Source organism: Acinetobacter sp. GW821-FHT01E09 (genome assembly GCF_059422385.1).
In genome coordinates, this window is record NZ_JBWKWU010000001.1 from 2,033,583 (window position 1) to 2,056,174 (window position 22,592).

The 22,592-nt window shown below is 38.6% G+C and carries 20 protein-coding genes; 3 read left to right on the forward strand and 17 right to left on the reverse strand.

Annotation, left to right across the window (positions count from 1 at the left end; genetic code table 11):
- The gene (locus tag AC07U8_RS09190; RefSeq protein WP_154130188.1) at nucleotides 1-1,176 is read right to left on the reverse strand and encodes an efflux RND transporter periplasmic adaptor subunit; all 1,176 of its coding nucleotides are present in this window, start codon (nucleotides 1,174-1,176) and stop codon (nucleotides 1-3) included.
- A gap of 431 nt (nucleotides 1,177-1,607) precedes the next feature.
- On the opposite strand from AC07U8_RS09190, the gene AC07U8_RS09195 reads away from it, so the two are divergent.
- Nucleotides 1,608-3,785 (forward strand): TonB-dependent receptor, encoded by a 2,178-nt coding sequence (locus tag AC07U8_RS09195; RefSeq protein ID WP_494737743.1) that lies wholly within the window; start codon nucleotides 1,608-1,610, stop codon nucleotides 3,783-3,785.
- 51 nt (nucleotides 3,786-3,836) lie between these two features.
- On the opposite strand, the gene dapC is transcribed toward AC07U8_RS09195, so the two are convergent.
- From dapC to AC07U8_RS09225, 6 genes are all read right to left on the reverse strand, one after another.
- Nucleotides 3,837-5,006: a succinyldiaminopimelate transaminase gene (gene dapC / locus AC07U8_RS09200; protein ID WP_016539515.1), complete on the reverse strand. Its 1,170-nt coding sequence runs from the start codon at nucleotides 5,004-5,006 to the stop codon at nucleotides 3,837-3,839.
- Between the two features lie 28 nt (nucleotides 5,007-5,034).
- On the reverse strand, nucleotides 5,035-7,701 hold the full coding sequence (gene glnD / locus AC07U8_RS09205; protein ID WP_004821140.1) for a [protein-PII] uridylyltransferase: 2,667 nt from the start codon (nucleotides 7,699-7,701) through the stop codon (nucleotides 5,035-5,037).
- A 26-nt stretch (nucleotides 7,702-7,727) separates the two neighbouring features.
- Nucleotides 7,728-8,936, reverse strand: coding sequence for a formate-dependent phosphoribosylglycinamide formyltransferase (gene purT / locus AC07U8_RS09210; protein ID WP_004821142.1), 1,209 nt, complete (start codon nucleotides 8,934-8,936; stop codon nucleotides 7,728-7,730).
- A gap of 189 nt (nucleotides 8,937-9,125) precedes the next feature.
- Entirely contained in the window at nucleotides 9,126-9,623 is a 498-nt protein-coding gene (locus AC07U8_RS09215; RefSeq protein ID WP_004821144.1) for a metal-dependent hydrolase, read from the reverse strand.
- A 167-nt stretch (nucleotides 9,624-9,790) separates the two neighbouring features.
- The gene (gene ygaH / locus AC07U8_RS09220; RefSeq protein WP_056510745.1) at nucleotides 9,791-10,126 is read right to left on the reverse strand and encodes an L-valine transporter subunit YgaH; all 336 of its coding nucleotides are present in this window, start codon (nucleotides 10,124-10,126) and stop codon (nucleotides 9,791-9,793) included.
- Between the two features lies 1 nt (nucleotide 10,127).
- Nucleotides 10,128-10,865 (reverse strand): AzlC family ABC transporter permease, encoded by a 738-nt coding sequence (locus tag AC07U8_RS09225; protein WP_234623976.1) that lies wholly within the window; start codon nucleotides 10,863-10,865, stop codon nucleotides 10,128-10,130.
- A 102-nt stretch (nucleotides 10,866-10,967) separates the two neighbouring features.
- Between AC07U8_RS09225 and AC07U8_RS09230 the strand changes: the two genes are divergently transcribed.
- Nucleotides 10,968-11,450, forward strand: coding sequence for a hypothetical protein (locus AC07U8_RS09230; protein WP_494737744.1), 483 nt, complete (start codon nucleotides 10,968-10,970; stop codon nucleotides 11,448-11,450).
- 75 nt (nucleotides 11,451-11,525) lie between these two features.
- Here the strand turns inward: AC07U8_RS09230 and AC07U8_RS09235 are convergent, their stop codons facing one another.
- Both AC07U8_RS09235 and AC07U8_RS09240 read right to left on the reverse strand, forming a co-directional pair.
- Nucleotides 11,526-11,933: a hypothetical protein gene (locus AC07U8_RS09235; RefSeq protein ID WP_419312107.1), complete on the reverse strand. Its 408-nt coding sequence runs from the start codon at nucleotides 11,931-11,933 to the stop codon at nucleotides 11,526-11,528.
- A 168-nt stretch (nucleotides 11,934-12,101) separates the two neighbouring features.
- On the reverse strand, nucleotides 12,102-12,803 hold the full coding sequence (locus AC07U8_RS09240; RefSeq protein WP_494737745.1) for a Crp/Fnr family transcriptional regulator: 702 nt from the start codon (nucleotides 12,801-12,803) through the stop codon (nucleotides 12,102-12,104).
- A 332-nt stretch (nucleotides 12,804-13,135) separates the two neighbouring features.
- Between AC07U8_RS09240 and AC07U8_RS09245 the strand changes: the two genes are divergently transcribed.
- Complete coding sequence (locus AC07U8_RS09245; RefSeq protein ID WP_494737746.1) at nucleotides 13,136-13,678, forward strand: Mpo1 family 2-hydroxy fatty acid dioxygenase; 543 nt, start codon at nucleotides 13,136-13,138, stop codon at nucleotides 13,676-13,678.
- A gap of 222 nt (nucleotides 13,679-13,900) precedes the next feature.
- On the opposite strand, the gene AC07U8_RS09250 is transcribed toward AC07U8_RS09245, so the two are convergent.
- The 8 genes from AC07U8_RS09250 to AC07U8_RS09285 all read right to left on the reverse strand — a co-directional run bounded on the left by AC07U8_RS09250 (nucleotide 13,901) and on the right by AC07U8_RS09285 (nucleotide 22,590).
- The gene (locus tag AC07U8_RS09250) at nucleotides 13,901-14,512 is read right to left on the reverse strand and encodes a superoxide dismutase (protein ID WP_494737747.1); all 612 of its coding nucleotides are present in this window, start codon (nucleotides 14,510-14,512) and stop codon (nucleotides 13,901-13,903) included.
- Between the two features lie 464 nt (nucleotides 14,513-14,976).
- Nucleotides 14,977-16,068: a redox-regulated ATPase YchF gene (gene ychF, locus AC07U8_RS09255; protein WP_004720929.1), complete on the reverse strand. Its 1,092-nt coding sequence runs from the start codon at nucleotides 16,066-16,068 to the stop codon at nucleotides 14,977-14,979.
- Nucleotides 16,069-16,418: 350 nt separating this feature from the next.
- Nucleotides 16,419-17,078 carry a methionine ABC transporter permease gene (locus AC07U8_RS09260; RefSeq protein WP_004720927.1) on the reverse strand — a complete coding sequence of 220 codons (660 nt, stop codon included), beginning with the start codon at nucleotides 17,076-17,078 and terminating at the stop codon, nucleotides 16,419-16,421.
- Nucleotides 17,059-18,129, reverse strand: coding sequence for a methionine ABC transporter ATP-binding protein (locus AC07U8_RS09265; RefSeq protein WP_004821158.1), 1,071 nt, complete (start codon nucleotides 18,127-18,129; stop codon nucleotides 17,059-17,061). The genes AC07U8_RS09260 and AC07U8_RS09265 overlap by 20 nt, the downstream gene beginning before the upstream one ends.
- A gap of 11 nt (nucleotides 18,130-18,140) precedes the next feature.
- On the reverse strand, nucleotides 18,141-18,977 hold the full coding sequence (locus AC07U8_RS09270) for a MetQ/NlpA family ABC transporter substrate-binding protein (RefSeq protein WP_494737748.1): 837 nt from the start codon (nucleotides 18,975-18,977) through the stop codon (nucleotides 18,141-18,143).
- Nucleotides 18,978-18,987: 10 nt separating this feature from the next.
- Nucleotides 18,988-19,869, reverse strand: coding sequence for a MetQ/NlpA family ABC transporter substrate-binding protein (locus AC07U8_RS09275; protein WP_303576197.1), 882 nt, complete (start codon nucleotides 19,867-19,869; stop codon nucleotides 18,988-18,990).
- Between the two features lie 55 nt (nucleotides 19,870-19,924).
- Nucleotides 19,925-21,358, reverse strand: coding sequence for an LLM class flavin-dependent oxidoreductase (locus tag AC07U8_RS09280; protein WP_494737749.1), 1,434 nt, complete (start codon nucleotides 21,356-21,358; stop codon nucleotides 19,925-19,927).
- Nucleotides 21,358-22,590: an SfnB family sulfur acquisition oxidoreductase gene (locus AC07U8_RS09285; RefSeq protein WP_494737750.1), complete on the reverse strand. Its 1,233-nt coding sequence runs from the start codon at nucleotides 22,588-22,590 to the stop codon at nucleotides 21,358-21,360. Before AC07U8_RS09285 ends, AC07U8_RS09280 begins: the two co-directional genes overlap by 1 nt.
- Nucleotides 22,591-22,592: the final 2 nt, after the last annotated feature.

The window sequence follows — 22,592 nt, forward strand, 5'->3', positions numbered from 1 at the left end:
TTATTTCTCCTGCGTGCTAACGAGTTGTTTGGTCAATGGTGTATCTGGAATGGCATGACCACGTTTGATTAAATCACCATCTGACAAGAATCCTGTTCCAGAGGCAACCAGTTGAGTATTTGCTGCTAAATCAACAATTTCAACGCGATCATTTAAACGCCGACCAAGTGTGACTTTCTGTTGAGTCACTCGATTATCTTTATTGACAATAAACACATAAGAGAAACCATCACGTAAAAGTACTGCGGTTTGAGGCACTGTTAGTGCTGGCTTTTCGCCTAGATCAAACTCACCTTTGACAAACATACCCATACGAACAGCATCAGTGGTAGGTATATCCACATAAACCAAGCCATAACGTGTTTGCGGGTCAATGACTGGTGCAATCATGCGAACGCTACCTGAAACGGCTGAACGGCTAGGATCAGGTGAGGTGATATGCGCTGTCATGCCTTTTTTAAGTTTATATAAGTCTGTCGAGGTGACTTCGGCACGCCATTCCAAACGGTTATCACGGATCAAGCGGAACAGTTCTTGTCCCGTTTGTGCCAATGAGCCAACTGTTGCTGTACGTGCTGAAATAACCCCATGATCGGGTGCAATCACTTGGGTTTGTGTTAAACGAAGCTGATTACTGTCAATTTGGGCTTTGGCAGCATCTAAACGGGCTTGTGCTGTACTTTGAGAAGTCAGGTATTTTGTCGCTTCTTGTTGTGAAATTGCACCAGTATTTTTGAGTTGTTGAATACGTTGATTATTGATACTGGCATCAGCTAGTACAGCTTTCGCTTCTGCATAATTGGCCTTTGCTGTCGCCAATTCAGCACGAATACTTTCACTGTTAATTTCAGCCAAAACTTGCCCACGTTGTACGCTATCTCCAACGTTGACATTGACTTTGGTAATTCGTTGCCCTGAAAGTTCACTGCCAATCACCACTTCTTGCCATGCAGCAATATTGCCATTGGCTGTAAAGTTTTGCTTCCAGTTTTGCAGTTCGGGTTGTATCACCGTTACAGTCAGTGCTGGTTTTGCACTAGAAGCGGATGTTGCTGCATTTTCTGGAGAAGGCTGTTTTTTATTTGAAGATTTCCATCCAATAAAAGCCACGATTAGCACAATAAAAATAATTGCAATAATGATCCCGAGTTTTGAGTTTATGCGTTTTTTTTTCATTGGGTCATGCGATTTCATTTTAGTTTTTTAAATGAGTAGAGATAAGTTGAGTATCTCTAAAGGCTGTATGTTTGGTCAAGTTGCAATACAGCGCTTAATGTGATTTTTTGAAAGTTAAGCAGTTAAATTTTGCTATAGAGAGGCCGTTGAAGTTAGTGATATTTGTTGTTTTATGGCCTTGATTATTAGATGGCTTGAGCGGTTAAAATTATTTATATGTTTTTAATATAGAAACCATCAAGATCAGCATAATTTTGTATAAAAACTACAAGACCATTCACAATTTATAATATTTTTTAATAAATAAATACCATGAGATCTTGCTTTTTTATTTAAAAAATCACGCTTATAAAATGAGAAAGTAAGTTTAAGTAAGAGTGATTATCATTTAATATGGCGGCTTAATTTAGATGACTGTTTTAGAGCCTCCTATGCGAAAAATTAAACCCTTAATTGTGATGATGGCAGTGGCGACAAGTGCTGCAATTGCGCATGCTGAACAACAAGATGCTTCATCGACTCAATCGAGCAATGGCAATGCAAAACAACTGAGTACGATTACAGTAGTCGCAAGTGCAGATGCATCAGCAGAGGGTTTAATGCCAGCATTTGCTGGAGGACAGGTGGCTTCTGGTGGTAAAGTTGGGATATTTGGCAATCAGAAAAATATAGATACACCGTTTAATCTAACTAGCTATACCAATCAATATATTCAAGAGCGACAAGCTGAGAGTGTGGGAGATGTACTTCAGGCAGATTCAGCTGTGCGTACAGCAAAGGGCTTTGGGAATTTTCAGGAAGCATATTTTATTCGTGGTTTTGTGCTAGCTTCTGATGATACGGCTTATAACGGTTTATATGGAATACTTCCTCGTCAATATATTCCAACGGAGTTATTTGAACGTGTCGAAGTATTTAAAGGTGCCTCAGCATTTTTAAATGGAGCGATTCCCGGAGGAACTGGGATTGGTGGTTCTATTAATTTGTTGCCTAAAAGAGCGGGAAATGAGCCATTAAATCGTATCAATGTAGGTACAGATTTTAATGGTGGCTATATTTCATCAGATGTATCGAGACGTTTTGGTGAAGATGAAAAATTTGGTGTGCGTGTAAATACGGCATATCATGGTGGCAATACAGAAATTGACAAAGAAGATAATTCACTAGGTGTAGCTTCAATTGCGATGGATTATAAAGGTGAACAATTACGCCTCTCTGGTGATTTGGGATATACCAACAACCGTTTAAGTGAAAATCGCCCAAGTTTGCGTTTAACCAATAGCGTAACTGCATTACCAAGTGCATCACAGTATGCGAATTATCATGGTCAGTCATGGACATATTCAAATGAAGAAGATATTTTTGGTAGCTTCCGTGCAGAATATGATTTAAATGATGCAACAACTGCATATGCTGCTTATGGATTCCGTAAAACAGAAGAAGATGGTGTCTATTCAAGTCAGCAATTAAGTAATACTCAAACAGGAGCTGCCAAATTATCGGCATCGACCATTCCACGAAAAGATACCAATAACAGTGCAGAAATTGGGGTAAAAACGAAATTTGATACAGGTTCTTTAAAGCATAATGTAGTTTTTTCTGGGTCGATCTATCGAGCAGATAAACGATATAGTTATGGTTATGCAACAAGTTTAGACGATAATTTTTATAATCCTATTTATACAGATGGCTCAAATATTAATAAATGGCTAGGTGCCGCTGGTACATACCCCAAAGCTGGAGTGAATACTTTAAAAAGTGTAGCTTTAGGCGATAATATTTCTGCTCTAAATGATCGTTTGACTGTAATGCTTGGTGCGCGCTATCAAGAAATTGAACAAGATGTTTATTCATATGGTACCTATAAGTACGATATTAATAAAAACAAAGTTACCCCAGCATTAGGTGTAAGCTATAAATTAACCCCTGAAATGGCAATTTACGCTAATTATATAGAAGCTTTAGTACAAGGGGATGCGATACAGGATAGTGTCGGTAATAACTATATTGCTGATCCTTTTGTATCTAAGCAGAAAGAAGTTGGATTAAAGTTCGAAAATGATCACCTCGGTGGTGCATTGAGTTACTTCTATACAGACCGTCGAAAAGCTTCTGTGAATACTTCTGGAACTCCACAATTGAGTCAGGCAACCAATATCCATCAAGGTCTTGAATTTAATGCCTATGGTCAATTAACTGACTTCATTAAGATTTTGGGTGGTGCGACGTGGATTGATACCAAACAGAAGGATACTTATCAAGGTTTATACAATAATAATGAAGTTATTGGCGTTCCAAAGTTTCAAGCGAATCTAGAAGCAGATTGGAAATTGCCAGTTGAACAGGATATTAGTGTAAATGGTCGTGTTGTGTATACGGGTTCAACATATGCCGATAATGCCAATACGTTGAAAATTAACGATTGGACGAGATTAGATGTTGGTGCAAATTATAAAACCAAAATTAATAAAGTTCCGACAACATTCAATTTCTCAGTGACTAATGTTTTAGACAAGGATTATTGGGCTTCAGCATCTGTAAATGACTATACCTATTTGTCTTTAGGTGATCCCCGTACCTTTAAATTAAGTGCAACCTTTGATTTTTAAACACCATAAAAAATGCCCCAAATTTGGGGCATTTTTTATAACAGCATATTTTTATAAAATGGTTTTTAGACGTTGAATCACTTGCTCACATTGAGCAATATCTGCGACCAATGCCATACGAACATGACCTTCACCAGGATTGCCTTGTTCAGTATCACGAGACAAATAACGCCCCGGTAAAACTTTAATGTTGGCTTTTTCCATTAACATTTTGGCAAAGTTTTCATCATGATCGACTTTTAACCAATAATAGAAACCTGCATCGGGCTTTTGTAATGGTAAAAGATGACCGAGTTCATTTTGGAACAAATCAAATTTGGCACGATACAGTCTACGATTTTCTTCAACATGTGTTTCATCGTTCCAAGCAACAATTGAAGCCAATTGATGTTGGACTGGCATTGCAGCGCCGTGATAAGTACGGAATTTTAAATAAGGTTTAAGTAAGTTTGCATCCCCAGCAACAAAACCTGAGCGCATACCCGGTAGGTTTGAACGCTTAGACAGTGAATGGAACACGATACAATTTTTATAGTCGTCACGACCTAATTCAGCACAGACTTCCAATAAGCCGATCGGTGCTTCATCAAACCACAATTCTGAGTAACATTCATCAGAGGCAATCACAAAGTCATATTGGTCAGAAAGTGCAATTAGCTTTTTGAATTGTGCTTTTGAAAGTACCGCACCAGTAGGATTTCCCGGCGTACAAACAAACAAAAGTGCAGTTTTTTCCCAAACTTCAGCAGGTACAGCATCAAAATCACCGAGGTAATTGTTGTCTTCGGTACAGTTAACAAAGTATGGCTTGGCGCCAGCTAAAAGTGTTGCACCTTCATAAATCTGATAGAACGGATTAGGCATTACCACATAAGGTGCGTCATCACGATTAATCAAGGCTTGTACAAAAGAGAAAATCCCTTCACGTGTACCTGTTACCGGAAGGACATGATCTTCCGCACTGATCGCATTCAGTTTAAAACGACGGGTTAGCCACTGAGCAATACTTTCACGAAGTTCAGGTAAACCTTTGCTGTTTGGATAAGTTGAAAGGTGCTGAAAATTATCAATGATCGCTTGCTTCACAAACTCAGGAGCAGGATGCTTTGGTTCTCCAATTGAAAGTGGGATCAAAGGTAAATCTGCAGGTTTTACATCCTGAAAAAGCTGGCTTAACTTTTCAAATGGATAAGGATGTAATAAAGACAAACTAGAGTTCATGAAACAATTACCACGATAGAAAGTAAGATTAATGTTGCCCACAGATTTGATTGGATGCTTCATCTAATGCCGCTTTTAATTTTGCGGTAAAGACTTCAGCCTCAGCTTCAGTGAGGGGGGTGCCATCTTTTTTGGTGACAAAGAAAATATCTTCTGCTTTTTCACCCAGCGTGGCGATTCTAGCAGAATGTATGTCTAAACCTTGCATCATAAATAAACCACCAACGCGTGCAAGTAAGCCCGGTTGGTCGAGGGTAGAGATTTCTACCATATTTTGCTGCAAAGCTTCGTTAAGTGTTACATCCACGGTATTTTCAATATCGAAGTGGCGAAGTTGACGTGGAATACGACGTTGCATCAAACCCGGATATTTATCTGATTCGCTTAAGGCTTTAATTAACGCCTGTTTGACTGTTTCTTCACGTTCAGGATCGGTTAATAAGGTACCGAAACGATCCAAGACCACATAAGTATCTAAACTAAAGGCTTTGGTTGCAGTGATAATTCGTGCATCTTGGACATCCAGATTCATACGATCCAAAATTGCCACTGTGGTGGCAAACAGATTGGGTTGGTCTTGAGTATAAATAAAGATCTGTACAGCATCTTGTGCTGCTTTACGGTGCGCACGCATGAGCACCAATGGTGCAGGATTGTCACCGTGTTGCAAAATTGCACGGGTATGCCATGCAATTTCATCTGCGGATTCTTTAAGGAAGTATTCGTCCCCAAGCTCTTGCCAAACCTTTTCAACTTGATCAAGTGGAAACTCATCTACCAAGACTTCGCTTGCAGAGAATTTGGTATCTTCAATCAGCATTTGATAATCAACAGGACGACCCAAACCAGAACGAATCACATCACGCGCATGGGTATAGAGTTGACGCATCAAAGAAGAGCGCCATGTATTCCAAAGTTTTGGATTGGTGGCATTGATATCGGCAACCGTCAGCGTATAGAGATAATCTAAATGCTCCATATCACCAAGCTTTTCAGCAAACTCTTTCACCACATCTGGATCTGAAATATCTTTTTTCTGTGCGGTCATCGACATCAGTAAATGGTTTTGGATGAGCCAAGCAACCAGATTACATTCGCGTTCGGTAAATCCATGCGCAAGACAGAATTCAATTGCATCTTCGGCGCCAAGTTCACTGTGATCTCCACCACGGCCTTTGGCAATATCATGGAATAATGCAGCAAGGAATACGATGTCACGGCGGACTAAGCGTTGAAATACAGAACTGACAACAGGGTAGTCTTTAGCAAAGCCAGGTTCTTTAAAACGATTTAAGTTACGAATTAACAGTAAGGTATGTGCATCGACAGTATAAATATGGAACAAGTCATATTGCATCAACCCCATGATTTGCCCAAAAGCAGGAATATAATTTCCTAATACACCATAACGTTTCATTGCCACCATGGTTTCATATAAACGATATGGAGAGCGAATGATCGCCATGAATAATGCTTGATGGGTCGGATTATCACGAAATGCTTGATCAATGCGTTTTGCTGCTAAAGTCAAAAGACGCAATGTACGTGCACGAATACCCTCGATTTCAGGGCGATTCGCCAAGATATAAAAAATCTCTAAAATAGCGCTTGGATTTTCGGAAAAGGTTTTATGTTGTTGAACGGCAAGCTTACCATCGACCAATTTAAAATGTTCGTTAATATTTTCGATTTTACGTTCATAGTCGGGTAAACGTGGGGTAATCACCGATTCATTGAAATAAGCCAATAACATTTCATTTAAGGTCGAAACTTGTTGAGCGGTACGATAATAACGCTTCATGAACTGTTCAATTGGATAATTTGGATGATGATCATCTTCTCGTGTATAGCCAAATTTAGCTGCAATATCACGTTGATAATCAAACAATAGACGATTTTCATCACGTTTGGTTAAACGGTGTAAATGATGGCGAATTTCCCAAAGAAAGTTTTCAGCTTCTTCCAGAACGCCCAATTCAAATTCAGAAATAAAACCCAAATGAACCAAGTCGTAAATACGATTGACTCGGAAATGCCGTTTGGCAATCCAGCCAATTTGGTTAATGTCCCGAATACCGCCGGGTGCATTTTTAATATCGGGTTCTAAATTACTTTCAGTATTGTTATGTTGTGCATAGCGTTGCGCTTGTTCATCCATCTTGGCATCAAAGAACGTCTTATCTGTCCAAGTTTGGGAAACGACACGACGAGGCCATCTTGCCAGATGTTGATTGCCAATAATTAATCGCGCTTCAATCAGCGAGGTTGCCACAGTAAGATCATTGGTGGCTTGTTCAAAACAACTACGGATACTCCGTACACTGACACCCGGTTTAAAATTTCCCACATCCCAAAGTGTAGAAATAAATTGCGTCACCGTTTGTTCTTGTTCAGGAGAAAGGTCTTCTTCTGAAAGAATCATGATGTCGACATCGGAATAGGGCAACATTTCGCGTCGCCCATAGCCACCAACAGCAAATAAACCGAGATCTGTTTGATCTAGCCCTGAATGCTTCCAGAGAAACATAAGGGCTTCATCTACCACATTTGAGCGGGTACGCACAATTTCACGTATTGTTGTACCATGATCATAGGCCTCATTTAACTGTTGTTCGACATCGCTACGCCATTGATTAATCGCTTTAATGTCATGTATATCAGTTACATATTCCAACAGAGGAGAGGTGTTGATCATGGATGTCTTGTCCGCAAATATATTGGCTAGTTGTTTAAATGAACAGTGACTTTTGCAGCCGTTTCTTGTGCAAGTTCACGTGCTTGGTCTGTTGTTTCAGCACGTGCTGTTGCCACGCCCATACGACGACGTTTAAATCCTTCAGGTTTACCGAACAGGCGTAAGTCTGTCGCAGGATTTTGCAAAGCAAGATTTAAGCCAGAGTATAAAAGATTATTTGCATCCATACCTGCATAGATTACAGCACTTGCAGCAATACTATGTCGTTCAGTATTGACTGGTAAACCTAAAATTGCACGTGCATGTAATTCAAATTCACTTTGGAATTGTGATGCAAGTGTGACTAAGCCTGTATCGTGTGGACGCGGTGATACTTCACTAAACCATACTTTATCACCTTTTACAAACAGTTCTACCCCAAAAATTCCACAGCCACCAAGTGCTACAGTGACTTTATTGGCAATGCGTTTGGCTTCATTTAAAGCTGTTTCAGTCATTGCTTGAGGCTGCCAACTTTCTACATAGTCGCCTGAATCTTGACGATGCCCAATTGGATCACAATAAGCGGTTTCAATCTCACCTGTTTCTGGGTTTTTCGAACGTACAGTGAGTAAGGTAATTTCAAAATCAAAGTCAATTTGTGACTCAACGATGACCGTACCTTGATTTACCCGACCACCCGTTTGAGCATATTCCCAAGCCGCATCTACTTCTGCATATTCTTTGACACGAGATTGCCCCTTACCAGAAGAAGACATTACAGGTTTAACAAAGTTCGGATAACCAATGTCATCACATGCAGAACGGAAGCTTTCTAAAGTATTGGCAAAACGGTAAGCGGAAGTCGGTAAACCAAGTTCTTCTGCCGCTAAGCGACGAATCCCTTCACGGTTCATGGTTAAATTCACGGCTTTTGCCGAAGGGATCACGGTTGCAATATTTTGTTGTTCGATTTCGACTAATACTTGAGTAGCAATCGCTTCAATTTCTGGAACAATAAGATTGGGTTTTACTTTTTCAATTAAAGCTTTTAATTCTGTTGCATCTGCCATGTTTAAGGCATAAGAGAAATGAGCAACTTGCATGGCAGGTGCGTTTTCGTAGCGGTCTGCCGCGTGAACTTCGACACCAAGTCGTTGTAATGAAATCACCACTTCTTTACCAAGCTCTCCTGAACCTAACAGTAAAACTTTAAATGCAGATGATTGAAGTGGGGTACCAATAGTAACGCTCATGCTATTCTTCCATGCTTGTCTTATGGACTGTTAGCATAGCAGAACTCAGGCGTGTGTTAAGGGCTGATTGACATAAAATAATGATATTGTCTAACAGATTTTTTTATAAAGTTTTTAGCTTATCGGTTGTTTGCCACTACAAATGAAGTGGCTTTGAATTTGCGCAAGAAACTGATTAAGAATTTTTAATTAATTCTTTTTACGAACCAACAGAATCAACGCAATGAGGCAGATCAGTAATTCTACAAAAAATGACCAATGCAGAATAAAGTTTAACCACCACGGCTGATAACGTGAGCTGACTTCAAAAAATACATAGGGTTGATCAATAAACGGTGCAAAAAGCCAAACATCACCTACAAAAGTATCCAAGCCAATATGTAGTAGGGCAGCACCCGAAAAAAGACTGATCATCAGGGCAGGTTTAGCCGTGTATTTTGAATGGATGAAATAACATAAAGCAATTAGAAAGATTGGAATCCAAAATGAAAACCAATGTAAAAAATATTTATGGTGATGTACCGACCTATGATCGAATAAATAGAAATAGAATAGATCAATATCAGGAAAAACTGCACCAAGCATAATCAGCGTAAAAAAAGCTTTATTGGTGATTTTTGTCTGTTTAAATTTCTTGAGTAAAAGTTTAGCCAAGATATAGCCAGAAGGTAAGTGTGCGATAAACATATCGAGTTGCGTATTTTAAATATTATATTTGAAAGCAATCATACACAACTAATTAATTTACATAGTTTATTATTGTAAATTGATTAGATAAAAGCATTTTAAATCCTAAAGACTTTAAATTTAAACGCTGATTTGCTAATGCATTAAATATATTTCAAACAACAAAACTACAGATAGGTGTAGACCAAACCATAGGCCAATGCTGCTGTAAGTGTCGCTAAAACAATTCTTTTAAATTTAAAATATAATCCTGTGAGTACGATAAAGCCCACCAACATCGCAAAACTTTTATTTGGAGTTTCGATCAATGGTGGAAGAGTGGCGACAATTAACATTGAACTGATTGCTGCAATTCCAATACTGCCTAATGCAATTTTTAACCATGTTGCGCCACGAGTTTGTGTGTGTTGTTGGCTTTTTTGCAGCAGATAGAATGGACCAAAGCGTGAAGCAAAATTTGCAATACCGACCAATATCCCCACCAAGATAATCTGTAAATCCATTTTAAATACTCACTTCATCAGTTTGCTTTAAAACATAATGTTTAAATAATCCTGCTAAAATCCCAGATGCAATCCCAATAAAAATTGCTGCCGACATATTGATAAAATAACAGGCCAATGCGGAAACCACTAAAGATACGGCAACCACAAAAGTATGTTTTTTCTCAAAGGCTGCCAGTAAGAAGCTTAAGAACAATGCGGGTAACAAGAAGTCTAAAGCGGCTTGTAAAAATTGCGGCAAGTCGTTAACTTGATCTGCAAATAAACCACCTAAAAAGGAACCTAAGGCCCATGACATCCAGCTAAACAAGCTGAGTCCTAACATCCAAGACTCTGACCATTCCTGACGACGTTGGGAAAGTTTAATCATTCCAGCCGCAAAAACTTCATCGGTTAAACCCCATGCCCATACTGCGGTCTTTTTAAGGTTTAAACGGTCTTGAATCAGGTTTTGTAAGGCTGGCCCATAAAGTACATGGCGAATATCCAGTGCAATGACTGTAAGTGCTGTCATCCAAATAGATGTGCCACTGCCCAATAATGCAACCACAAGAAATTGGCTAGCACCAGCGTACATAGAGCAAGATAGAAATAAGGCTTCCCATGCACTAAAACCAAATTGGGTCGCGGATACACCAAAGGCAAAAGATACAGGCAGATAAGTAAAGATGATGGCTTGACTGTCTTTAGCGCCTTGCCAAAAGCCAGCAGTTTGGACTGAGGGATTGTGCTCTGACACAGGACACCTAAAACGAGAGTAAAACAAAAGGTAAAATCAAGATTGTGTATTCTACCCGAATTTACTAGCATAGTAGCGAAATGTTTATTTAGGCGTAACTTTATGTTCGCAAATCAGTCGAAATTATTATTGAGTATGACCTTGGTGTTAGGTGTTTTAGGTTTACAAGCATGTGGTAATTCATCTTCTGAATCTAAAGAAAAAGTTGAAATTAAAGCTGCGCCAAAACTAACCAATGATGCGACAACCTATGCCAACGAAGCATGGAAACTGATCAATCAGGTGGAACCCTTTGTCTACCGTAAGCAATTAAATTTGATTGAAGACAATGTACGTAAACCTTTACGAAAGCTCAGTACCGACTGGCGTATCAATGTCAAAATGACCGATTCGGTGACAGAAGGTAAATACGCGTTGTGTCGTAAAGCCATGACCAGTTTAGATACTTGGGCAAGATCGACATTGGAAAAAGATGGTGAAATGCAAAAAAATCAAGCGCAATATGAGCGTGATAAAGCCCAGTGTAAAGACGCAATTGAAAATCCAAGTTTAGGCAATACCAAAGCAAATAATAATATTTTTTAACAGACCCTAGTAAATGGCGCAAATATGCGCCATTTTTTATTGATACAGATCTAGGTTAAGTACGTTCATTGTTACTTAAGGTTTTAACGGATTGGTTGATGCAGTTTTCACTGCTTTGTCTTTGGCAGCAGTTGATTTTGCAGCAGCGTCATTTTTTACTGCTTTGGTTGTTGCTTCAGCTTTTGCTTTGCTTGCAGCAGTTTCAGTTTTTACCTTTGTCGCTGCTTCTTTAGGTTTCGCTTCAACAGCTTTGGTTGCAGCTACACTTTTGTCTTTTGCTTGAGTTGCATCAGCTTTGGCTTTTGTACTTGCAGCCGTCGCTTTTTGAGTCGCTTGAGCTGCAGGATTTGCCGCAACACATTTGCCGCCTTTATGGTTTGGGCCTGTACCACCAACCAATGTTGTACCTTTAGGGCATGCAAATGCAGAAGCGCTAAGTACAGTGAATAATCCCGCTGTGAGCAATGTTGTGATTTTTTTCATTTATTTCAACTTTTATTGAGATGGCATTAGCGCCTAGCTAAAATATAATTGTATTTTTCACAAAGTAGAATAAATAATTTGTATATTTTATTTATAAAATGATTATATATTCCAGCCGTTTAAGGTGAATTTAATAATTGTCTAAAAGTAGAAAAGTGATGTGTTAAATTAGAGTTGGCCGAGTGAGTGGGCAATAGAATGTAATTGATTGATATCTAATATTTCTATTTTTTTAAAGGCAATTTTTAAAACACCTTGTTGTTCGAGTAAATGTAATTCTTGATTAATGGTCTGGCGTGAGCATTTGAGCAGCAATGCCAATTGTTCTTGAGATAAATGAATGATGTTATTTTCAATACGGATATGATTGCCGTAGCCGTTTAAGATAAACATCAAACGCTGAGCCAATCGTTGTTGTATATGCTGGGTTTGAATTGAGATGAGCTCTAAAAAAGCAAAGCGAAGTTTTTGACTGGTCAATTGGGCGATATGGAACCAATATTGCGGATAGTCAGTTAAAATTTTCTGAATCGCTTGGCTGGGTAAATGTAAAATTAAACATTTTCCAACAGCAATGGCATCATGCGAACGTGGTTGCTGATCCACCAAAGAAATTTCTCCAAACCACATAATCGGTTCTGCAATAGCAGCAACGGATTCATTTCCTTCAATATCAATATAGCCTAAGCGTACCCGACCATCTAAGACCGCATAGATACCATTAAATAGATCGCCAGATCTGAAAATCGCTTGGTCACGGTCAAATTTTTGATAATGGGCTTGTTGTTGAATCAATTGTTGAAAAGGAATAGGCAGTTGTGAATACCATAAATTCTTTGATAATAATTCAAGGTCCGTTGAATTCAGCACAATATATCCTTTTATGTATCATTGTTAATCTTTGCTTTGATTTTCTAAATATATCTAACTGCATAGTTAGTAGGGTAGAAATTACATTAGATAAAATCAGTGGCGATAAGCGCAGAGTAGAACCATTTACAATCTTTCTTAAGAGCAACAATTTAGCGTGAATATGACAGAGTCACTGGCCATAATGTATCAATAAATTTATTGTGAAAGCTGTTGTTATCTACTTCTTTGCAAATTTAAATGAAAAATCAATTCAACTTGTCAGCTAGACGACAACTTTTATCTTAGCGTTTTTATATAGTGAAATGAAGAGATTAACAAGGACGCTGAAAATGAACAGATTAGAACAACTTCTTAGCCAGTACGCAGCTTATCATTTAGACCATAAAAATGTATTTACGCATTTTATTGGTATTCCGATGATCGTATTTTCAATTATGTGTTTAACGGCTAGAGCAGGGGTGATGCTTTCGGGTTTTGAAATCACTTTGGCATTGATTCTACTGGTTTTAAGTGTGATTTATTATTTAAGTCTGGATAAATCATTCGGCTTTTTAATGTTGCTTATTTATGCAGTGGCCTATCCATTTGCCTATAAAATTGCCCAATTAGGCATGGGAACTTGGCTAAGTATCAGCATTGGTACCTTTATTGTAGGATGGGTATTCCAATTTGTAGGGCATTTTTATGAAAAGAAAAAACCTGCATTTGTTGACGATTTAGTTGGTTTAGCGATTGGTCCATTATTTGTCTTGGCTGAATTTGTATTCTTGCTGGGTTTTCGTAAAGATCTACAAGAAAAAATGCTAGCAGAAGCCAGAAAGCAACGTACTGCAATGGATGAAAAATCATTACAGGCTTTACACGCGAAATAATCTGAAAGATAACCAATCAAAATCAAGATAAAACCCTTTAAGTCAGTAATTTAAACTGGCTTAAAGGTTATCGATTTCTATATTTTTGTTTATTTTAGAATAAGAATTCTTTGATAAATATCACTAAACCAAAGAAAAAAATGGCGCAACCAATATAAAATTTTATTTTTTTAATCAGTGTAGAGTTGAACATTGGCATCGTCATATGGTCTGTATAGTATTTCATTGGATTGCTTCTAAATAACGGCGATTTACTTCTTCCCAATTCACAACATTATAAAATGCCGCAATATATTCGGGACGACGGTTTTGGTATTTTAAATAATAAGCATGTTCCCAGACATCTAAAGCCAGAATCGGGATATTGCCATTCATCAGTGGTGAATCTTGATTGGCACTGCTTTCTACGATGACTTTCTTTTCAGGGGTTACACTTAACCATGCCCAGCCACTGCCAAATCGTGTCAGTGCTGCTTTAGTAAAGGCTTCTTTAAAGTTTTCAAAACCGCCAATATCTCTGTCAATTGCTTTAGCAATTTGTTTAATTGGCTCTCCACCGCCTTGAGGGCTCATCACTGTCCAAAATAAAGAGTGGTTGGCATGACCACCGCCATTATTAATCACGCTATTTTTAAGATCAGCAGGAACTTCATTCACTTTTGAAACCAGTTCTTCAATCGACAACTTTTCCCATGCTGTGCCTTCAACTGTGGCATTGATATTATTGATATAGGTTTGATGGTGTTTGGTATGGTGGATTTCCATTGTTTTTGTATCAATATTAGGTTCAAGTGCATCGTATGCATAAGGCAGTTGTGGTAGAGAGTAAGCCATGAAGCAATCCTGTGATGTTAAGTATAGTGATAATGCTAATAATTATCATTATTATATATGAACATCAAAAGTGCAACCTACTTAACTTTATTATTGTGTAGCTGATTTCAAAATAGAGATGATGAATTGAGGCAGGGTTTAGCGATAGACGTTTGGAACGTTGTATGCTGTAAATAAATATCGCGTATATTTACTGGAATATTATAATTTTAAATGTTGATAATTTTTTATAAAAACCTGAATACGTGTTTCATTAAAAAACAGGGCTGACCTTATAGAGGTGAGATGAATGATCAAGATGGTCCACAAATTAATCAATAGATCATTGAATCTGCATTTAAAAAACAAGTTTTAAATATTCGTCAGACATTTATAAACCAAACTAAAACCAGCGAAAGATTCTATGATGAAAAAAAACAGGTTGAAGAAGTCTTCAACCTGTCTCATTAAAGCATGAGATCCGTTTATACGTTAAAACGGAAGTGCAAGACATCACCATCTTGAACGATGTACGTTTTACCTTCTAAACGCCATTTTCCTGCTTCTTTAGCGCCGTTTTCACCGTTGTATTGGATGAAATCATCATATGCAATACATTCTGCACGAATAAAGCCTTTCTCAAAGTCAGTGTGAATTACACCCGCAGCTTGAGGTGCAGTTGCACCCACTTTTACAGTCCAAGCACGCACTTCTTGAACACCTGCTGTAAAGTAAGTTTGTAAGCCAAGTAAGCTATAACCTGCACGAATTACCACATTTAGACCTGGTTCTTCCATGCCTAATGCTTCAAGGAATTCAGCGCGATCTTCATCATCCAACAATGAAATTTCAGCTTCGATTTGGTTGCAAAGCGGAACAACGATTGCATTTTCCTCAGCAGCTAACTTTTTCACAGCTTCAAGGTGTGGGTTGTTTTCAAAACCATCTTCTGCAACGTTTGCAATATACATGGTTGGTTTTAATGTCATTAAACCAAAACCACGCACAAGTTTACGTTCATCATCATCTAAATCAGCTGCACGAGCTGGCTTGCCTTCATCAAGTAAAGGTAGAATTTTTTCTAAAACTGCTTTTGTTGCAAGGGCTTCTTTATCACCGCTTTTAGCTGATTTTGCCAAACGTGTAACTGCTTTCGTTACGGTTTCTAAGTCAGCAAGTGCAAGTTCAGTATTAATCGTTGCAATATCATCTAATGGATCAATTTTACCATTTACATGAATTACGTTTTCATCTTCAAAACAGCGTACAACATGTGCAATTGCATCAGTTTCACGGATGTTTGCAAGAAATTGGTTACCCAAACCTTCGCCTTTAGATGCACCCGCAACTAAACCTGCAATATCTACAAATTCCATCGTAGTTGGAATAACACGTTGTGGTTTAACAATGGCTGTTAATTTGTCTAAACGTGGATCAGGTACAGGTACGATGCCCGTATTTGGTTCAATAGTACAGAATGGGAAGTTTTCCGCAGCAATAGCAGCTTTAGTCAATGCATTGAAAAGTGTAGATTTACCAACGTTCGGCAAGCCGACAATACCGCAATTAAAACCCATGAAATAACTCACAAAGTGTTATATAAAAATTGCGGATGATTTTACATGAAAGCCATGACAAAGTCAGGTCTGCGACCTATAAGTTTTAAAATCAGATCATCTCAAATATATCAAGTGCTACATATTTGCCTGAGATCAGCACTTTTATTGAACAAAATGAGCATTCTAGGGGAGTGACAATAGTTTTAATATGATTTTTATAAGTGGATCAAATTAAGTAAAGTTACTATCCTTGGTCTAACAACGACATCCATGTCGCCCTACAGATGGATAAGCCTTGTATCATTCAACAAGGCAAAAGCTGAATCTATTTTATTTATATTGATGCGAATTAAGTTAATTGGAAAAACTTAAATCTTCCGCTTATCCAACTGGCTTGCCAAACTGTCACCAAATGCTTGAACGATCATGACCAAAGCCACCAAGACCACAATCACAGCAAACATCATTTGCATATCAAAGCGTTGATAACCATAGCGGTAAGCAATATCACCTAAACCACCAGCACCAATTGCACCCGCAATTGCAGAGGAGTTAATCATGGTGACAATTGTGACTGTAAAACCTGCCACAATACCGGGAAGGGCTTCAGGTAAAAGTACATGCCAAACGATTTGCTTACGGTTACAGCCCATCGCTTGTGCAGCTTCAATTAGACCTTGATCGACTTCACGTAAACTAACTTCTGCAATACGGGCAAAGAAAGGTGTGGCTGCTAACGTTAAGGGAACAACAGCTGCCCAGACTCCATAACTGGTTCCGACAATCCATCGGGTTAAAGGAATCAGCGCCACCATTAAAATCAAAAAGGGAACAGATCGGGTAATGTTGATCACCGTGCCCAATGCATGATTGATCTTTTTAGATGGATAAATCCCTTGTTCAGATGTATTGACCAAAATTACCGCCAAAGGTAAGCCTATCAAAAAGGCAACAATGGCAGATACGCCAACCATTAGTAAGGTATCTATGGTTCCTGTCAGCAATAAATCAATGAGTTGGTCTTGCATAGCCAAGTACCTCTATTTGCGCAATTTGATGTTTTAACCTTTCTTGTAAATTATGCAGGTCTAAATGGGTTTGTTCAGTACCGACAATCAGCGTTCCAATCAAATGGTTTTGGATATTGTCGATATGACTTTGATATAAATGTACCGATTTTTCAAAAACTTGAAAAAGTTCCACTAAATCAGGTGAGTTTTTCGGATCGGTTTCATAACGTAGTTTTAAAATGCTATGGGTTGAGTCTTGTTGCAACACTGTATGCACTGGAAAGGGTAAATCGAGTTGTTCAAGGTTTAACAATTCTTGTGTGATTTTCTGCTGAGGCTGTGAAAACACGGACCAGACTTGTCCTGACTCTACGATTTCACCATGTTCAATTACCACCACTTGATCGCAAATTTCACGAATCACTTGCATCTCATGGGTAATTAAAACAATGGTAATCCCCAATTCTCGATTGATTTTTTTCAGCAAGGATAACACCACTGAGGTACTTTCAGGATCAAGTGCAGACGTTGCTTCATCACACAATAAAATTTCAGGATGATGTACCAGCGCACGAGCAATACCAACACGTTGCTTTTGACCACCAGACAGTTGTGAAGGGTAGTTATGTGCTTTATTTCCCAAACCGACCAGTTCTAAAACATCGTTAACACGTGTTTCAATTTCAGCTTTATCGACATGGGCAATTTTTAAAGGCAATGCCACATTGTCCCAAACTGTTTTGGCAGACATTAAATTAAAATGCTGAAAAATCATCCCAATTCTTTGACGTGTTTGAATCAACTCAGCATGACTGAGTTCAGCCAAATTCTGTTGATGAATATGAATACTGCCTTCAGAAATACCTTCTAAACCATTTAAGGTTCGGATTAGGGAAGATTTACCTGCACCACTTTTACCGATGATGCCGAAAATCTTGCCTTGAGGGATATCTAAGTTGATATTTTTTAATGCATGGATCTGTTGATCTTGCCCATCATAGTATTTATTCAAATCACGAATTTTGATATGAGGGACTGAAAAATCAACATGCGAACCGAAACTTACCATTTCTATTCTCCTTATTTCCAGCCTGCAAACCACATATCTTTGCCGAAATCTTTATCTAAAATATCTCGAACTTGCTGTGAGTTTTGGAAAGCTTGAATAAATTTCTCTAACTTTTGATTTTTGTCTTGATAATCGGTACGTGTCACAAAAAGAATGGCGTACTTTTTATCAACGGGATCTAAAAACAGGGCACTATGCGGATCGGCTTTTTTTGCCATATTTAAGTAATGCGGAAAACCAAAAATCAGATCTGCATCATCATAAGCTAAAGCTGTTTGTGGACCTTCAACTTCTAAAAACTTCAACTGTTTTGGGTTTGAAACAATATCTTGAAGTGTGGAAAGTTCATTGTTGATGTCTTTGATTTGAATTAACCCCGCACGGTGTAGCAAGATCAAAGCACGCGCAGAGTTGACGGGGTCACTCGGGATGACAACACGAGCATTTTGAGGTAAGGCGGCTAAGGATTTATATTGTTTTGAATATAAACCGACATGGCTGCCGCTACCTATACCAAAAGCATGCAAATCGTAATTGGTTTGTTTAATGGCATTCTTTAAAAAAACACTTTGTTGGAAAAAGTTAGCGTCAATGTCACGGTTTTGTACCGCAACATTGGGTGCTTGCCAATCTGAAAATTCGACCAGTTTGACATGGATACCATCTTTCTCTACCTCTTTGGCAACCGTTTGTAGTAATTCGGCATAAGGTGGGCTAATGCCAATCGTGAGTACATTATCCTTTTGTTGATTTTGTACATAACGATAGGTAAAAAGTCCTAATAATACGATGAAAACAGCAAGACCAATCAGCAGGTTCTTGTTTTTGAGTTTGGAAACTTGGGACATGAGTTATTCCTTATTTCCAACCTGGGAACCATAAATTTTCACCAATATCATCATTCAAAGCCTGTTTGACCTTGTCCGAAGTTTGGTAAATTTTTACAAATTCTTTTAACTGTTTGGCTTTTTCTGGATGCTTTTGCTCATAGTCATCTTTTACAACAAACAAGATGGCATAACGTGTATTGGTATTATCATCGAGTAATAATGCTTTGTTTGGATCAATGGTTTTTGCAAGACGTAAATAAAGTGGGTAGCTAAATACTAAATCAGCATCATCTACAGCACGCGCAGTTTGAGGTCCTTCAACTTCAATAAATTTAAAGTTTTTAGGGTTTGAGCTAATGTCTTGTAAGTTTGATAAATGGTTATTCGGATCTTTCAAGGTGATGAGTTTTGCCTGTTGTAAAAGCAACAGTGCACGACCTTGGTTGACTGGGTCATTTGGAATCACCACACGTGCATTTTCAGGTACAGCCGCTAAAGAATCATATTTTTTAGAATACAAACCCACATGAGTTGCAACACCTGTGGCAATCGGTTTCAGTTTAAAATCAGTTTCTTTTAACGCATTGCTTAAAAATGGTTGGTGTTGGAAATAGTTTGCATCAATATCACCATGATTCAGTGTGATATTCGGTGTATTCCAATCTGAAAATTCCACCAGTTTAATATGAATCCCTTGTTTCTTGGCTTCCTCTGCTGCAACTTGTAAAGGCTTGGCAAAGGGTGGGCTAATACCAATGGTGATTTCTTCTGAACCGGCTTTTTTATGTTGGTTCCAATAAAAAAGTCCTGCAATCACGGCAATAATGATCACGCCAAGCAAAATAAATTTATTCTTGGAGCCTGATTTTTTGGATGGCTTACCATTTGCAGGTGAGTTTATTTGAGTCATGTGACACCCCTTAAAGTGAAATTATTCAATTCATCATGTTTGCTGATTAGGATATTTAGGCAGTTTGCTTTTGCCGATCTGCCGTTTCGATGCTGTTGTTATGATTTGAGTTTTGACATCGAAAATCAGCAGCAGGGTGTTGTTGGGTTAAATGATCACCCTGTTTAAAGATTTTGTTGCGTAAAGAACCATTTTTATATTTGGTTTTAAATCTGCCACGTTGTTGCAGTTCAGGAATCACAAAACGAATAAAGTCATGATGTGATTCAGGCGCAACAGTACGAGTCAGGTTAAAACCATCAATACCTGTTTCATCAATCAACTGAATTAATTTTTCAGCAATTGTTTCACCACTTCCAACAATCAGTGGATAACGACCACCGAGTTGATGCTGTGCTTTAAGATCATTAGGTGTGATCTGGTTTTCCTTAAATTTATTATTGACTGAAGCAATACTGTTGGTTTGTTGATATGGGATGGCTTCATCATCAGCATATTTGGATAGGTCGATACCGACTGAACTTGAGAAATGTGCTAAACCAGCTTCAGGACTTGCATAGCGAGCATATTCAGCTAATTTCTCTTGAGCTAACTCATCTGTTTCAGCTGTAACCACTGTGATTCCCACAAAGATTTTAATATCTTCTGGATTACGGCCTTGCTGTACAGCCAATTCTCGAATCTTATCCACTTGTTGTTTGATTTTTGCAGGTTGGTCCCCTCCAATAAATACACATTCCGCATGACGTGTGGAGAATGCTAAACCGCGTGGTGAAGCACCTGCTTGAAAGAGCACAGGGGTACGCTGTGGTGAAGGTGAGACTTGGAAAACACCTTGGCTTTGATAAAAGCGGCCTTGATGGTTAATTTGATGAACTTTTTTCGGGTCAGTAAAAATACGCTTTTGCTTATCTTTTTGTACTGCATCATTTTCCCAAGAACCTTCCCAAAACTTATAGCAAAGCTCTAAAAATTCTTCAGCTTGTTCATAACGTAAGTCATGATCTTTTAGACCTTTTTGCCCAATCAAGCGTTCAGCACTGTCCAAATAACCCGTCACAATATTCCAGCCAATCCGACCTTGTGTCAGATGATCTAAACTCGCGAAGCGCCGTGCGAATTGGTACGGTGTTTCATAACTTAAGTTTACGGTCACGCCAAAACCTAGATTTTGGGTTACTGCTGCCATTGCTGAAATCAAGGTGGATGGGTCATGACTCGGCAGTTGAATGGACTCTTTTAAGGTTAAATCTATACCATTCTGGTAGACATCATAAACACCGGTAATGTCTGCGATAAACAACCCATCAAATAAACCTTGCTCCAAGGTCTTAGCGAGATCAGTCCAGTAATTGAGCTCATTAAAACGATGAGATTCATCACGCGGGTGGGTCCATAAGCCGTGATTGATATGACCTACACTGTTCATATCAAAAGCATTGAGTAAGATTTGTTTTTTAGGTGCTGTATGTTGAGATGTATTTGTCATTACAATGTCCCTCTGCGTGGTGGAAGGATGTTGTTTAATACATAGTTTCCAATAAAATAATATTTCCAGCGTGATGCATCATGCAGTGTATGTACCCGTACATTGCGCCAATGTCGATCTAAACCATCGGCACGTTGACTACCACGACTTCCAGCCAACTCAATCAATTTTGAAGATGCTTTTAATGCTGTTTCTGTGCTGTGTGCACGGACTTTAGCTACATCTAGTGAGGCTTTGGCAATATTTTCAACTGTAGGTAGTGATTTTGCCGCATCAATAGATTGAGCAGCTTGTTTTAATAAAACCTCACTTGCTCTTACATCAGCGGCAACACGGCCTAATTCATAAATGGTCAGTGGATCTTGGTCTGCACGTTCTACATTGGCATCAATCCATGCGCGCGCTTTTTTAACCCGTTCTATCGTTTCTTCAAATGCTGCACGCGCAATGCCTGTTTCAATCGCAGCATGCATAATTTGTGCAAATGGCCCAACGAGGGTGGGTTCAGAAAATGCAGTGTCAAAACGAATGACATATTCAGATTCCACAAAAACTTGATTGAATTTAACGGTGCCACTGCCTGTGGTTTTTTGTCCAAAGCCTGACCAATCATTGATACGTTGTAAGCCTTGTGCATCGGCAGAAATAAAAGCCAAATATTCACGTTCTTCAGCATCACGGACTAATGTCGGAATGCGATGGGCAAATAGACTGCCCGTGCAATAGAACTTTTCCCCATTGACCACATAACCATGTTCAGTATGACTAATTTGGGTATGCTTTTGTGCAGCAGTCTTGGTCTTAAATTCAGCGAGGGCATTGCCAAAACGAGCGCCTTGAAGTACTTCGCTATAGAGTTTTTTCTTTTGCTGCTCGGTGCCTGTATTACGTAATACTTCCAGTGCATAAAAATGGTTTTGTGGGATTTGACCAATAGAGCCATCTACGCCACTGAATAATGCAATTATTTTAGCAACAGTGTGACTAGATACTTCTGCACCACCATATTGCCGCGGTACTGTGATCGCCCATAACCCTGATTGACTAAAAGCTTCAACCTCATCAAATGGTAAAATTCTTTCAGCATCACGGAGTACCGCATTTTGTTTAAATTGCTGACTCAACTGTTGCGCGATTTCTAAAGCTTCTTGATCATTTTGAATAATATGTGCTTGCGCAAAGGGATGATTGTGTACATCCAATGTTTTATTGATATCTTGATAAGTTGTCATAT

What these genes read in the sequence shown, in the direction of transcription:
- AC07U8_RS09195 (WP_494737743.1), top strand. Translation starts at nt 1,608, where the DNA reads ATGCGAAAAATTAAACCCTTAATTGTGATGATGGCAGTGGCGACAAGT.
- AC07U8_RS09235 (WP_419312107.1), bottom strand. Translation starts at nt 11,933, where the DNA reads ATGAAAAAAATCACAACATTGCTCACAGCGGGATTATTCACTGTACTT.
- AC07U8_RS09275 (WP_303576197.1), bottom strand. Translation starts at nt 19,869, where the DNA reads ATGACTCAAATAAACTCACCTGCAAATGGTAAGCCATCCAAAAAATCA.
- AC07U8_RS09250 (WP_494737747.1), bottom strand. Translation starts at nt 14,512, where the DNA reads ATGGCTTACTCTCTACCACAACTGCCTTATGCATACGATGCACTTGAA.
- AC07U8_RS09285 (WP_494737750.1), bottom strand. Translation starts at nt 22,590, where the DNA reads ATGACAACTTATCAAGATATCAATAAAACATTGGATGTACACAATCAT.
- AC07U8_RS09230 (WP_494737744.1), top strand. Translation starts at nt 10,968, where the DNA reads ATGTTCGCAAATCAGTCGAAATTATTATTGAGTATGACCTTGGTGTTA.
- AC07U8_RS09280 (WP_494737749.1), bottom strand. Translation starts at nt 21,358, where the DNA reads ATGACAAATACATCTCAACATACAGCACCTAAAAAACAAATCTTACTC.
- purT (WP_004821142.1), bottom strand. Translation starts at nt 8,936, where the DNA reads ATGAGCGTTACTATTGGTACCCCACTTCAATCATCTGCATTTAAAGTT.
- ychF (WP_004720929.1), bottom strand. Translation starts at nt 16,068, where the DNA reads ATGGGTTTTAATTGCGGTATTGTCGGCTTGCCGAACGTTGGTAAATCT.
- dapC (WP_016539515.1), bottom strand. Translation starts at nt 5,006, where the DNA reads ATGAACTCTAGTTTGTCTTTATTACATCCTTATCCATTTGAAAAGTTA.
- AC07U8_RS09245 (WP_494737746.1), top strand. Translation starts at nt 13,136, where the DNA reads ATGAACAGATTAGAACAACTTCTTAGCCAGTACGCAGCTTATCATTTA.
- AC07U8_RS09270 (WP_494737748.1), bottom strand. Translation starts at nt 18,977, where the DNA reads ATGTCCCAAGTTTCCAAACTCAAAAACAAGAACCTGCTGATTGGTCTT.
- AC07U8_RS09260 (WP_004720927.1), bottom strand. Translation starts at nt 17,078, where the DNA reads ATGCAAGACCAACTCATTGATTTATTGCTGACAGGAACCATAGATACC.
- glnD (WP_004821140.1), bottom strand. Translation starts at nt 7,701, where the DNA reads ATGATCAACACCTCTCCTCTGTTGGAATATGTAACTGATATACATGAC.
- AC07U8_RS09265 (WP_004821158.1), bottom strand. Translation starts at nt 18,129, where the DNA reads ATGGTAAGTTTCGGTTCGCATGTTGATTTTTCAGTCCCTCATATCAAA.
- AC07U8_RS09190 (WP_154130188.1), bottom strand. Translation starts at nt 1,176, where the DNA reads ATGAAAAAAAAACGCATAAACTCAAAACTCGGGATCATTATTGCAATT.
- ygaH (WP_056510745.1), bottom strand. Translation starts at nt 10,126, where the DNA reads ATGGATTTACAGATTATCTTGGTGGGGATATTGGTCGGTATTGCAAAT.
- AC07U8_RS09215 (WP_004821144.1), bottom strand. Translation starts at nt 9,623, where the DNA reads ATGTTTATCGCACACTTACCTTCTGGCTATATCTTGGCTAAACTTTTA.